This is a genomic window from Streptomyces yangpuensis, assembly GCF_001005295.1.
Taxonomy (GTDB): domain Bacteria; phylum Actinomycetota; class Actinomycetes; order Streptomycetales; family Streptomycetaceae; genus Streptomyces; species Streptomyces yangpuensis.
The window spans coordinates 1-13,021 of the sequence record NZ_LBMK01000013.1 but is presented as its reverse complement, the minus strand read 5'-3'; the positions used below and the strand labels follow the sequence as shown (position 1 = coordinate 13,021).

The following is a 13,021-nucleotide window of genomic DNA, read 5'->3' as shown; positions in this document are numbered from 1 at the left end:
GCCTTCTTCGTATTTGGCACAAACCCAAGCCTAAGCGCCCCTTACACAACCCCTGAGCGTTCCTCGCAGTAGCGTTTCCCCCTATGAGACTCGGTGTCCTTGATGTGGGTTCGAATACCGTCCATCTGCTGGTGGTGGACGCGCACCCCGGTGCGCGCCCGCAGCCGGCGCACTCGCACAAGGTGGAAATAAGGCTGGCGGAGCTCCTCGACGACGCCGGCGCCGTCACCCCCGCGGGCGTCGAGCGTCTCCTCTCGGTCGTCGACGAGGCGGTACAGGCGGCGGAGGACAAGGGCTGCGAGGACGTCCTCCCCTTCGCGACCAGCGCGGTGCGCGAGGCCACCAACGCGGACGAGGTACTGGCCCGCGTCAAGGCCGAGACGGGCGTCGACCTGCCGGTGCTGAGCGGGGAGGACGAGGCGCGGCTCACCTTCCTCGCCGCGCGCCGCTGGTTCGGCTGGTCGGCCGGGAAGCTGCTGGTCCTGGACATCGGCGGCGGCTCCCTGGAGATCGCGTACGGCATCGACGAGGACCCGGACGCCGCCGTCTCCCTCCCGCTGGGTGCGGGCCGCCTCACCTCGGGCTGGCTCCCGGGCGACCCGCCGGACGCCCTGGACGTGCGGGCACTGCGGCGGCACGTGCGGACGGAGATCGCGCGGACGGTCCGCGAGTTCAGCCGGTTCGGCGCCCCGGACCACGTGGTGGCGACGTCCAAGACCTTCAAGCAGCTGGCCCGTATCGCGGGCGCCGCCCGCTCGGCGGACGGCCTGTACGTGCAGCGGGACCTCAGCCGCAAGGCCCTGGAGGAATGGGTCCCGCGCCTGGCCGCGATGACGACGGCCCAGCGCTCCACCCTCCCGGGCGTCTCGGAGGGCCGGGCCGGCCAGCTGCTGGCGGGTGCGCTCGTCGCCGAGGCCACGATGGACCTCTTCGGCGTCGAGGAGCTGGAGATCTGCCCGTGGGCCCTGCGCGAGGGCGTGATCCTGCGCAGGCTGGACCACCTCCCCACCCCGGGCGCCGCGCCGGCGTAGCGGGTACGCGGGCGCCGAGTCGGGGGCGGGCGCCCGCGCAGCGGCACGGGCTGTCAGTGCCGAGGGGGAGGATGGTGACCATGAGTCACAACATCTCGTACTCGACCGCGGACAAGGCCGACGTGCTGGCCTTCCTCGGCAGCAAGGGCGATCTCACGGCGGATCAGCTGCGCCGGCTGGAGAGCATGCGCAGGTACGCCCGGGCCTACCAGGACAACCTGGACCGCCAGGGCGTGGAGTGGGGGCTGTCCGTCCCCGATGCCCTGGAGCACCTGGTCGAGGGCCGCACCGACTCGGACGCGGACTGCGCGGGCAACGCCTACACCACCGCCCTGCAGTTCGTCATCGACTTCAACGCCTCCGACTCGATGCACCTGGGCACGTACTCCAGGCCCAGCACCTTCTTCGGCCTCGTGGACGACGAGATGCGCCGCCTCGGCGTGCCGGCCGACCTGCTGCCGCACGGGTTCCTCTACGGCGGGACACCCGTCGAGTTCCCGGACATCCCCTGGTCGACGGACGGGTACCCGGCCATCGGCCACCTGCCCCTCGCGAGGGCCAAGGACGCCGCCGAGGCGTACCGGGCCGTCCTGGAGCGGATGGACCCCGACTTCCGCTACGACGTGCAGGAACTCATCGACAAGCTTGAGGAGGAGCACCGGGAGTGGGAGCGCGCGACGGAGAAACTCGACTGGTACACCCAGGACACGCTCTTCTTCAGGCTCGTCTGACGGGCGGGACGGGGCTCGCGTGGCGGCCGTCACGTACCGGGCGGGCGCGAGCCCCGTACCCTGTCCCCGTGGCAGAACCCGTCCGCATCCCGACCGCGAAAGTCGCCCTGTCCACCGCCTCCGTCTATCCGGAGTCCACGGCGACCGCCTTCGAGATCGCCGCACGCCTCGGATACGACGGCGTCGAGGTCATGGTGTGGACGGATCCGGTCAGCCAGGACATCGACGCGCTGCGCCGCCTCTCGGACCACCACCAGGTGCCGATCCTCGCCGTCCACGCGCCCTGTCTGCTGATCACCCAGCGCGTGTGGTCCACCGATCCGTGGGTCAAGCTGCAGCGTGCCCGGTCGGCGGCCGAGCGGCTCGGCGCGTCCACCGTCGTCGTGCACCCGCCCTTCCGGTGGCAGCGCCAGTACGCGCGGGAGTTCGTCTCCGGCATCTGGCGGATGGCGGAGGAGACCGACGTCCGGTTCGCCGTGGAGAACATGTACCCGTGGCGGTACCGGGACCGCGAGATGCTCGCCTACGCCCCCGAGTGGGACGTGACGAAGGACGACTACCGGCACTTCACCGTCGACCTGTCGCACACCGCGACCGCCCGTACGGACGCGACCGCGATGATCGACCGGATGGGGGACCGGCTGGCCCACGTGCACCTCGCCGACGGCAACGGATCGGCGAAGGACGAGCACCTGGTCCCCGGCCGGGGTACGCAGCCCTGCGCCGAGCTGCTGGAACGCCTGGCCCGCAGCTCCTTCGACGGCCATGTGGTGATCGAGGTCAACACGCGGCGCGCGATGTCCTCCGCCGAGCGCGAGGCCGATCTCGCCGAGGCGCTGGCCTTCACGCGCCTGCACCTGGCCACCGCCGGGCGCGACGGGGCCCGCCGGCCGTGACCGGGGAGAGCAGCCCGCGCCGCCGGGGGCCGGGCCGGCCCCGCCAGGACGAGGCCGAGGAGGGTCCGGGCACCCAGGAACGCATCCGGCTCGCCGCCCGTGAGGTGTTCGCCGAGCGCGGCTACGACAAGACGTCCGTGCGCGGCATCGCGAAGGTCGCCGGCGTGGACCCGGCCCTGGTGCACCACTACTTCGGCAGCAAGGACGACCTGTTCGCCGCGGCCATCGAGATGAGCATGGAGCCCGCGCTGGTGGTCCCGGCCGTCATCGGCGAGGGACCCGACGGCATCGGCGAGCGCCTCGCCCGCTATTTTCTCGGCGTCTGGGAGAACCCGGTCACCCGGGCCCCGCTGCTCGCCGTGATCCGGTCCGCGCTCACCCACGAGGCCGCCGCGAAGGTGCTGCGCGGGCTGGTGCTGCGCCGGGTCCTGGAGCGGGTCGCCGCCGACCTGGACGTGCCCGATCCGACCTTCCGGGCCGAGCTGGCGGCCTCCCACATGGTCGGGATCGCGATCCTGCGCTACGTGCTCCGGGTCGAGCCCCTCGCCTCCGCCGAACCGGAGGACATCGTGGCGCTCGTGGCCCCTACGCTCCAGCGGTACCTGACCGAGGACTGAGCCGCCCGTCCCGTCATGCGGACACGCTGTCCGGATCCCGGGCGGTGGGCGTAGCCTCGTACCTGAGCCATATCCACAGTCGCGGCCGACCGTAGGGCCAGCCGCACTCATGGGGAGTGAACCGCATGCCCGAGCTGAGGTCCCGCACCGTCACCCACGGCCGCAACATGGCGGGCGCCCGCGCCCTGATGCGCGCGTCGGGCGTAGCGAGCGAGGACATCGGCAAGCCGATCATCGCGGTCGCCAACTCCTTCACCGAGTTCGTGCCCGGTCACACGCACCTGGCGCCCGTCGGCCGGATCGTCTCCGACGCCATCCGCGCGGCCGGTGCGATCCCCCGCGAGTTCAACACGATCGCCGTCGACGACGGCATCGCCATGGGCCACGGCGGCATGCTGTACTCCCTGCCGTCCCGCGACCTGATCGCGGACAGCGTGGAGTACATGGTCGAGGCGCACTGCGCCGACGCCCTGATCTGCATCTCCAACTGCGACAAGATCACCCCCGGCATGCTGATGGCCGCCATGCGCCTCAACATCCCGGCCGTGTTCGTCTCGGGCGGCCCGATGGAAGCCGGCCAGGCCATCCTCGTCGACGGCACCGTCCGCAAGCTGGACCTGATCGACGCCATGGTGGACGCCTCCAACGAGAACGTCTCCGACGAGGACGTGCTCCGCATCGAGGAGAACGCCTGTCCCACCTGCGGTTCGTGTTCCGGCATGTTCACCGCCAACTCGATGAACTGCCTCGCCGAGGCCATCGGCCTGGCCCTCCCGGGCAACGGCTCGGTCCTCGCCACGCACACCGCCCGCCGCGCCCTGTACGAGGACGCCGGCCGCACGGTCGTGGAGATCACCAAGCGGTACTACGAGGGCGGTGACGAGTCCGTCCTGCCCCGCAACATCGCCACCCGCGAGGCCTTCGAGAACGCCATGGCCCTCGACATCGCCATGGGCGGCTCCACCAACACGATCCTGCACCTGCTGGCCGCCGCGCAGGAGGCGGGCCTGGACTACGACCTCAAGGACATCGACGCCGTCTCGCGCCGCGTCCCGTGCCTGGCCAAGGTCGCGCCGAACGTGGCGCCCGGCGGCACGTACTACATGGAGGACGTGCACCGCGCCGGCGGCATCCCCGCCATCCTCGGCGAGCTGCACCGCGGCGGGCTCCTCAACAAGGACGTGACGACCGTCCACTCCGACGGCCTGGACGACTGGCTCGGCACGTGGGACGCCCGTTCCGGCACGGCCAGCGAAACGGCCATGGAGCTGTGGCACGCGGCCCCCGGCTGCAAGCGCTCCGCCACCGCCTTCTCCCAGTCCGAGCGCTGGGACAGCCTCGACCTCGACGCCGAGGGCGGCTGCATCCGCTCCGTGCAGCACGCGTACTCCAAGGACGGCGGCCTCGCCGTCCTGCGCGGCAACATCGCCGTCGACGGCTGCGTCGTGAAGACGGCCGGCGTCGACGAGTCGATCTGGACCTTCGAGGGCCCGGCGGTCGTCTGCGAGTCGCAGGACGAGGCCGTCGACAAGATCCTGCGCAAGGAGGTCAAGGCGGGCGACGTCGTCGTCATCCGCTACGAGGGCCCGCGCGGCGGCCCCGGCATGCAGGAGATGCTCTACCCGACGTCGTTCCTCAAGGGCCGCGGCCTCGGCAAGGTCTGTGCGCTGGTGACCGACGGCCGCTTCTCCGGCGGCACCTCCGGCCTGTCCATCGGCCACGCCTCCCCGGAGGCGGCGTCCGGCGGCGACATCGCCGTCGTCGAGAACGGCGACCGGATCCGCATCGACATCCCGAACCGGTCCATCGAGATCCTCGTCGACGAGGCCACGCTCGCGGCCCGCCACGAGGCCCTCGGCGGCGTGTACGCGCCGAAGAACCGCGAGCGCAAGGTCTCCGCGGCCCTGCGCGCCTACGCCGCGATGGCCACCAGCGCCGACAAGGGCGCGGTCCGCGACGTCACCCGGCTGGGCTGACCGGCCCGCCGACCCGGCAGCGACGGGCCCGGGAAGGCGCTTCGCTCACCGGTCCCAGCCCGGGGAAGGCGCTCACCGGTCCGGGGCCGGGCCCGCGTTCACCAGTGGGCGGGATCGGCCGCGGCCACCGCGAACACCGATCCGTCCGGCGCGCCCGCGAACAGCCGCCCACCACCGGCCACCGGAGCCGGCAGCGTCGACGCGTAGGTGTCCTTGCCGTCGGCCATCCGCGGCCTGGTCTGGCCCGCCGGCCGGCCCTCGGCGGCGTCGACGGCGAGCAGCCGGCCGTCCGGCGCCGTCAGGTGGACCCGCCCGTCGGCGACCACCGGACGGGACGCCACCGTCACGCCCGTCTCCAGCCGCCACCGCTCCTTGTCCGGTCCGACCGCGACCAGCGCGCCGGAGGTCCCGAACAGGTACGTCACCCCGGCCCGGTCCACCGTCGCTTCCGCGTCGAACAGCGGCGCCGTGAGCTTCACCCGCTGTGCGGTGCGCGCCCCCAGATCGGCGTGCACGACGGCGGTGGCCCTGGAGGACGCGTCGAAGTCCATCAGGTACAGTCCGCCGCCCGTCGCCCCGACCGGCCGCAGCCGTCCCGCCGTGCGGAACTGCCGCACGACGCTCCCGTTCGCCGGATCGACCGCGGCGAGCTGGGTGGAACCGCTGCCGTCGGGCGTCGCCACGTACAGTTCGGGCGCCGTCCCGCCCTCCGGCCCGCCGCCGCTCCACCACACGGAGCCGATTCCGCCGATCTGCTGGGTCCAGCGCGTGGTGCCGGCCGCCGCGTCCAGCGCGGTGACGGCGCCGTTCGTACCGACCAGCAGTACCTGCCCGCCCGCGGGCACCACCTGCGAGCCGGCGGGGAGCCGGTGCTTCCAGCGCTCGGCCCCCGTCGCCGGGTCCAGGGCCCGGAGGGTCTCGCTGCCCGGCGCCACGACGAGGACCCGCCCGCCGGCGTGCAGGGGCGCGCCGACGGGCGTCGCCCCCTTCGCCGGCGCGGACGCGGGCGCCTCCACGGTCCACACCGTCGAGCCGTCCGCGGGATCGAGCCGGGCCGCGGCGAGGCCCGGTCCGGCGCAGTACAGGGCCTCCGCCTGCCAGGAGCAGGCCCCGATCCGGTTGCCCGTCCCGGGCTTGCCCAGGGGGACCGACCAGGGGGCGAAGGCCTTCGCAGGGGCCGGGTCCGCCTGCGCGGCGATCTGGGCGGACGACGACCCGGCCGCCGTCCCATAGCGCAGGTACCCGCCGACGGCGCCGCCCACGATCAGCAGCCCGATCCCGGCCCCGACCGCGATCCGGGCCCGCCGCCGGTTCGGTGCCCGCGGCTCCGGCGCGGCGGGGAGCCGCTCCCTGCGGTGGGTGAGCAGCTCGGCCCCGTCGGGCTGCCGCGGCCGGGGGATGAAGGCCTGGGTGTCCTCGGCGGTCGGGTAGGCGACCGCCCGCATCTCGGCGATCAGTTCCTCGGCGGTGGGCCGCTCCTGAGGGTCCTTGGCCAGGCACCGTTCGACGAGCGGTACGAGCTGCCGCGGGAGCCCGGTCAGGTCGGGTTCGCTGTGCACCACCTGGTACGCCACCAGGTAGTGGCTGTCGGAGTCGAAGGGCCCGCGGCCCGTCGCCGCGTGCACGAGGACCGCGCCGAGGGCGAAGACGTCCGCGGCCGTTCCGACTTCGCGGGGGCGCTGGAACTGCTCGGGCGCCATGAACGGCGGGGTGCCGATCAGTTTCCCGGTCTCGGTGCGCAGGTCGCTGTCGGCCGGACGCGAGATCCCGAAGTCGATGACCCGCACGCCGTCGGGCGCCATCAGTACGTTGCTGGGCTTGAGGTCCCGGTGGACCACGCCCGCCCGGTGGATGTCGCGCAGCGCCTCCGCCAGGCCGGCGGCGAGCCGGGCGAGCTCGGTGCGGTCCAGCACCTTTTCCCGTACGCGTTCGGCGAGCGTCGGGGCGTCGATGAACAGGGTGGCCATCCAGGGCCGTTCGGCATCGGGGTCGGCGTCCACGACGGGCGCGGTGAACGCCCCGCTCACCCGGCGGGCGGCGGTGACCTCCTGCCGGAAGCGGGCCCGGAACTCCGGGTCGACCGCGTGCTCGGCATGCACGATCTTTACGGCGAGTTTCAGCCCCGAGCCGGACGTGGCGAGGTGGACGACGCCCATCCCTCCGGAGCCGAGCACCGATTCGAGCCGGTACTGCCCGGCGTATTCCGGAAAGCCCGCGTAGTCCGCGCGCAGCGAATGCACCGCTCACCACCCCCGCCGGAGCCTAGTCGATGACCGGTACGCATCTCCAAGGTCCTGCTACCCTGCGCGAGTTGCGCACGGCAACGCCCATGGGGGGAGATTTCGCATGTCGGTCGAGAACGATTCGAGCCAAGTCCAGAGCCTGACTTCGGGGTCCGGTTACCCGTCCTATCCGGTCGCTCCCGGCTACCGCCTGAACGTCCGCAGCGGTCCCGGCACCAACTACTCGGTGATCGACGTCCTGCCGCTCGGCGCGACCGTCACACTGCGCTGCCAGACCCAGGGCACCACGGTCTCGGGCCCGTACGGCACGACCGACATCTGGGACTGCATCGGCAACGGCCGCTTCGTCTCCGACGCCTACGTGAAGACGGGCAGCGACGGCTTCGTAGTCACCCGCTGCGGCTGACCGGACGCAAGTGCCCGCCCGGCAGACGGGCCGCCGGCGGACAGGCCGTCCGGCCGCCGGGCCGTCCGGCCTGTGGCCGGACCGCCGGGCCGACTGGCCGGCCGAGCCGGCATACCGGGTCCCGCCCGTTGTTCCGTCGTCCTCGTCCGACACGTCTGACACGTGAGACACACCCGAGCCGAACGGCCCGGCGGGGGATAATCGCTGCTGTGAGCGACGACCAGCGAGACCAGATCCCCGCCGAGCCGGCCGGCGCGGCCGCCCCCGCCTCGGCCGCGTCCGCCGCCGCGGTTCCCGCCGGCCCGCAGCCCGAGCCGATCCGGTACTTCGGTACCACCTGGGTGAACCACGAGAGCGGCTACGGCCTGCGCCGCGCCGCCGTCGCCGTCGGCTCCCTCGTCACGGCCACCGCCGCCGCCCTGCTGCTCCGCCTCTCCTACGAGGGCCTGGAGATCGGCAACGTCGGCCCCTTCCTCAGTATCTCCGTCGTCGTCCTCTTCGCGATCTCCAGCGCCATCGCCTTCGTCAAGACCTGGGACTCCTACAAGCGGCGCCCCGCCCCGTCCTCCGACGAGGCCGCCCTCAAGGGACTCAAGACGATCGGTTTCATCGGCTCCCTCATCGCGTACTCCCTGCGCTGCCTGACCGAGGCTCCCGGCGAGCAGCTCCGCCGCGCCGAGTACGAGCGCGCCCTCGCCGACTACGAGCGCCGCCGCAGCACCCGTACCGGCAACCCGGCCGCCCGCCGCCCCAAGCGCAAGAAGTGAAGTAGCGGGGCCGCCCCCATCGGCCTGCCCCGGCCCCATCGGCCTGCCCCGGCCCCATCGGCCTGCCCCGGCCCCACGGCCTCCCCCCGGTCATTGACGCCCGGGCACCGCCAGGAGCATATTCATCGCATGATGAATAAGCAGGCCGAGGGAGACCAGGCCGCCGTGCACGCCCACGGCCTGACCGTCCGCCGCGGCACCGGCCGCACCCCCCGCACCGTCATCGCCGACATCGCCTTCGACGTCCCCCGCGGCCGCATCACCGGCCTCCTCGGCCCCTCCGGCTGCGGCAAATCCACCCTCCTGCGCGCCATCGTCGCAACCCAGGCCCACGTCACCGGCACCCTCGACGTCCTCGGCCGCCCTGCCGGCCACCCCGACCTCCGCTCCCGCATCGGCTACGTCACCCAGGCGCCCTCCGTCTACGACGACCTCACCGTCCGCCAGAACCTCGACTACTTCGCCGCGATCCTCGACCCCGGCCGGGCCGCCGCAGCCCGCCGCGCCGACGCAGTGCACCGCGCCATCACCGACGTCGACCTGACCACCCGCGCCGACGCGCTCGCCGGCAACCTCTCCGGCGGCCAGCGCAGCCGCGTCTCCCTCGCCGTCGCCCTGCTCGGCACCCCCGAGCTCCTCGTCCTCGACGAACCCACCGTCGGACTCGACCCCGTCCTGCGCCGCGACCTGTGGAACCTCTTCCACGACATCGCCGCCACCCGCGGCGCCACGATCCTCGTCTCCTCCCACGTCATGGACGAGGCCGAGCGCTGCCACGACCTGCTCCTCATGCGCGAGGGCCGCATCCTCGCCCAGGACACCCCCGACGCCCTGCGCACCCGCACCCACTCCGCCACCGTCGAAGAGGCCTTCCTCCGCCTCGTCGACGAGGCGAACGCCCTCCTCGCCCAGGAGCAGCCCCGATGAACGCCGCCCGCACCGCCGCCACCGCCGCCCGCGTCCTGCGCCAGCTCCGCCACGACCCGCGGTCCATCGCCCTGATGATCCTGGTGCCCGTCCTGATGCTCACCCTGCTGCGCTTCGTCTTCGACGGCAGCCCCCGCACCTTCGACAGCATCGGCGCGTCACTCCTCGGGATCTTCCCCCTCATCACGATGTTCCTGGTGACCTCCATCGCCACCCTGCGCGAACGCACCTCCGGAACCCTCGAACGCCTCCTGGCCATGCCCCTGGGCAAGGGCGACCTCATCGCCGGCTACGCCCTCGCCTTCGGCGCCGTCGCCGTCGTCCAGTCCCTCCTCGCCACCGGCCTCGCCCTCTGGGCCCTCGGTCTCGACGTCGTCGGGTCCCCCTGGCTCCTCCTGCTCGTCGCCCTCCTCGACGCCCTCCTCGGTACCGCCCTAGGCCTCTTCGTCTCCGCCTTCGCGGCCTCCGAGTTCCAGGCCGTCCAGTTCATGCCGGCGGTGATCTTTCCCCAGCTGCTCCTCTGCGGCCTCTTCGCGGCCCGCAGCACCATGCACCCCGTACTCGAAGGCATCTCCGACGCCCTGCCCATGTCCTACGCCGTCGACGGCATGACCCAGGTCCTCACCCACACCGACATGACGGCCGACTTCGTCCGCGACGTCGTGATCGTCGCCGCCTGCGCCGTCCTCGTCCTCGCCCTCGGCGCGGCCACCCTCCGCCGCCGCACCCCCTGACCCGGCCCGACCTGACCGCACTCCGGACGGCTCCCCCCGCCCCGCCGCCCGAGTGCAAGGATGAGCAGGCGTGGGCGTACGCGTACGCCCACGCCTACGCAGCCCAGGTGGAAGAACGTTCGGCGAGGTGAATCGGGCATGACCCAGACAGTCGCAGTCCTCGGTACCGGCAAGATCGGCGAGGCCCTGCTCAGCGGAATGATCCGCGGCGGCTGGCCCGCCTCCAAGCTCCTCGTCACCGCGCGCCGCAGCGACCGCGCCGAGGAACTCCGCACCCGCTACGGCGTCGAGGCCGTCTCCAACGCCGAGGCCGCCAAGCGCGCCGACACCCTGATCCTCACCGTCAAACCTCAGGACATGGCCAAGCTCCTCGAAGAGCTCGCCCCGCACGTCCCCGCCGACCGCCTCGTCATCAGCGGCGCCGCCGGCATCCCCACCTCCTTCTTCGAGGAGCGGCTCGCCCCCGGCACCCCTGTCGTGCGCGTCATGACGAACACCCCCGCCCTCGTCGACGAGGCCATGTCCGTCATCTCCGCCGGCAGCCACGCCACCGCCGGTCACCTCGCCCACACCGAGGAGATCTTCGGAGGCGTCGGCAAGACCCTGCGCGTCCCCGAGTCCCAGCAGGACGCGGCCACCGCCCTGTCCGGCTCCGGACCCGCCTACTTCTACTTCCTCGTCGAAGCCATGACCGACGCCGGCATCCTCCTCGGACTGCCCCGCGCCCAGGCCCACGACCTCATCGTCCAGGCCGCCATCGGCGCCGCCGTGATGCTCCGCGACAGCGGCGAACACCCGGTCAAGCTCCGTGAGGCCGTCACCTCCCCGGCCGGCACGACGATCAACGCCATCGTCGAACTGGAGAGGCACGGCGTACGCGCCGCCCTGATCGCCGCCCTCGAAGCGGCCCGCGACCGCAGCCGCGAGCTCGCCTCCGGCAACAGCTGAACCACGCGTACGCGTACACGTACGAGCACGAGTACGGGTACGGGTACGAGTACGGGCCCCCGCCCCGCCGGGGCCCGTACTCCCGGCTACGGCCTGAGCAGCCCGATCGCCTCGTACGCCCGGTCCACCACGGGCCGCGCCAGCTCCCTGGCCCGCTCCGCCCCCTCCCGCAGCACCTTGTCCACCTGCACTGGGTCGGCCGCCAGCTCCGCATGCCGCTCCCGCAACGGCCGCAACAGCTCCACCACCGCGTCGGCGACGTCCCGCTTCAGCGCCCCGTACCCGCCGTACCCCTCGGCGAGCGCGGCCGGATCACCGCCGGTGCAGGCCGCCAGGATGTCCAGCAGGTTCGCCACCCCGGGCCGCGCCTCCCGGTCGTGGACCACCGCACCGTCGCCGCTGTCGGTCACGGCCCGCATCACCTTCCTGCGCACCACCTCGGGCTCGTCGAGCAGGTAGACGATCCCCGCCCCGTTCTCGTGGGACTTCCCCATCTTCGATGTCGGATCCTGAAGGTCCATGACCCGGGCGGCCACCGCCGGATGGGTGGCCTTCGGAACGGTGAAGGTGTGGCCGTAGCGCCGGTTGAACCGCACCGCCAGATCCCGGGTCAGCTCGACGTGCTGGCGCTGGTCCTCCCCGACCGGCACCTCCCCGGCCCCGTACGCCAGGATGTCGGCGGCCATCAGCACCGGATAGGTGAGCAGTGACAGCCGTACGCCGTCGCCGGCGGCCTGCGCCTTCGCCGCCTTCTCCCTGTACTGGATCATCCGGCGCAGCTCGCCGTCGGTCGCCGTGCATTCCAGCAGGTACGCCAGCCGCGTGTGCTCGTCGACATGGCTCTGGACGAAGAGAGTGCAGCGCCGGGGATCGAGCCCGGCGGAGATGAGCAGTGTCGCGGCCTGCCGGCTCAGCCTCCGCACGCGCGCAGGCTCGTGCTCGACGGTCAGCGCGTGCAGGTCGACGACGCAGAACAGCGCGTCGTCGGGCTCCTGGTCGGCCGCGACCCACTGCCGTACGGCACCCAGGTAGTTGCCCAGGGTCATGTGACCGGTCGGCTTGATCCCGCTGAAGATCCTCGTCATGTCCTGCTCTCCCTGTGAGTGCGTGAGTGGTGTCGGGCCACCGCGTCGGGCGACGGCGGCCGGGCCACTCCCGGAAGAGGGGAGAAAACAGAACGGCCGCCGAGGCGGCGGCCGTGAGCGCATGCGTGCTCGCGTGGAAGGTCGGCCGCCGTCAGGCGGCCCACCAGCGAAGGCTGAGCGTGAGCGCATGCGTAGTCATGGGAGCCAGCGTAGACGGGCGGAGAGGAGGGCGCGGTGAGTTTCGCTCGGACGGTGCGGCGGCGGTCAGCCGGGGGTTGACACGGGTGTGCCCGGTCCGTAAGGTTCTTCGAGTTGTCCGACGTGAGCGCCGACCCCGGTCGGTCCCCGGACAGCCATTCCGCACAACACATTCGAACGAACGACGCACTCTGTCGTCTCGTTTTCATGCGTATTTGCGAATGAGGAATCCGCGTCCGAGGGCGCCACCGCCGATTAGGTTCGGAGGTGAGGAATCCGCTACTGTCTCACTCGCCGCAAGGGCCCAACAGCCTGAGCAGCACAACCCGCTGACTGGGAGTCAGGCCCGAAAGGTTCTGATAGAGTCGGAACCGCCGGAAAGGGAAACGCGAAAGCGAAAACCTGGAAAGCGCCGAGGAAATCGGACACGAAAGAGTCTGATAGAGTCGGAAACGCAAGACA

The 13,021-nt window shown here is 72.3% G+C and carries 12 protein-coding genes; 10 read left to right on the top strand and 2 right to left on the bottom strand.

Annotation, left to right across the window (positions count from 1 at the left end; genetic code table 11):
• Positions 1–83: 83 nt before the first annotated feature.
• From AAT21_RS34175 to ilvD, 5 genes are all read left to right on the top strand, one after another.
• Positions 84–1,031, top strand: coding sequence for a Ppx/GppA family phosphatase (locus tag AAT21_RS34175; RefSeq protein ID WP_046780894.1), 948 nt, complete (start codon positions 84–86; stop codon positions 1,029–1,031).
• Between the two features lie 80 nt (positions 1,032–1,111).
• A complete protein-coding gene (locus AAT21_RS34170) occupies positions 1,112–1,762 on the top strand; it encodes a DUF7691 family protein (RefSeq protein WP_046780893.1) in 651 nt (216 codons plus the stop codon).
• A 68-nt stretch (positions 1,763–1,830) separates the two neighbouring features.
• Entirely contained in the window at positions 1,831–2,658 is an 828-nt protein-coding gene (locus AAT21_RS34165) for a sugar phosphate isomerase/epimerase family protein (RefSeq protein WP_046780892.1), read from the top strand.
• Complete coding sequence (locus AAT21_RS34160) at positions 2,655–3,275, top strand: TetR/AcrR family transcriptional regulator (protein WP_046780891.1); 621 nt, start codon at positions 2,655–2,657, stop codon at positions 3,273–3,275. The genes AAT21_RS34165 and AAT21_RS34160 overlap by 4 nt, the downstream gene beginning before the upstream one ends.
• A 125-nt stretch (positions 3,276–3,400) precedes the next feature.
• Positions 3,401–5,251, top strand: a complete 1,851-nt coding sequence (gene ilvD, locus AAT21_RS34155; RefSeq protein ID WP_046780890.1) for a dihydroxy-acid dehydratase — start codon at positions 3,401–3,403, stop codon at positions 5,249–5,251.
• Between the two features lie 98 nt (positions 5,252–5,349).
• On the opposite strand, the gene AAT21_RS34150 is transcribed toward ilvD, so the two are convergent.
• Entirely contained in the window at positions 5,350–7,491 is a 2,142-nt protein-coding gene (locus AAT21_RS34150) for a serine/threonine-protein kinase (RefSeq protein WP_046780889.1), read from the bottom strand.
• Positions 7,492–7,597: 106 nt separating this feature from the next.
• On the opposite strand from AAT21_RS34150, the gene AAT21_RS34145 reads away from it, so the two are divergent.
• The 5 genes from AAT21_RS34145 (at position 7,598) to proC (ending at position 11,276) form a co-directional block, all read left to right on the top strand.
• Positions 7,598–7,900 carry an SH3 domain-containing protein gene (locus AAT21_RS34145; protein ID WP_046780888.1) on the top strand — a complete coding sequence of 101 codons (303 nt, stop codon included), beginning with the start codon at positions 7,598–7,600 and terminating at the stop codon, positions 7,898–7,900.
• 209 nt (positions 7,901–8,109) lie between these two features.
• Positions 8,110–8,667, top strand: coding sequence for a hypothetical protein (locus tag AAT21_RS34140; protein ID WP_412180365.1), 558 nt, complete (start codon positions 8,110–8,112; stop codon positions 8,665–8,667).
• Between the two features lie 129 nt (positions 8,668–8,796).
• Positions 8,797–9,594 carry an ABC transporter ATP-binding protein gene (locus tag AAT21_RS34135; RefSeq protein ID WP_046780887.1) on the top strand — a complete coding sequence of 266 codons (798 nt, stop codon included), beginning with the start codon at positions 8,797–8,799 and terminating at the stop codon, positions 9,592–9,594.
• The gene (locus AAT21_RS34130) at positions 9,591–10,328 is read left to right on the top strand and encodes an ABC transporter permease (protein WP_046780886.1); all 738 of its coding nucleotides are present in this window, start codon (positions 9,591–9,593) and stop codon (positions 10,326–10,328) included. The genes AAT21_RS34135 and AAT21_RS34130 overlap by 4 nt, the downstream gene beginning before the upstream one ends.
• Before the next feature lie 138 nt (positions 10,329–10,466).
• Positions 10,467–11,276 carry a pyrroline-5-carboxylate reductase gene (proC, locus tag AAT21_RS34125; RefSeq protein WP_030966218.1) on the top strand — a complete coding sequence of 270 codons (810 nt, stop codon included), beginning with the start codon at positions 10,467–10,469 and terminating at the stop codon, positions 11,274–11,276.
• An 86-nt stretch (positions 11,277–11,362) separates the two neighbouring features.
• Here the strand turns inward: proC and trpS are convergent, their stop codons facing one another.
• Positions 11,363–12,361 (bottom strand): tryptophan--tRNA ligase, encoded by a 999-nt coding sequence (gene trpS, locus AAT21_RS34120; RefSeq protein ID WP_046780885.1) that lies wholly within the window; start codon positions 12,359–12,361, stop codon positions 11,363–11,365.
• Between the last annotated feature and the right edge of the window lie 660 nt (positions 12,362–13,021).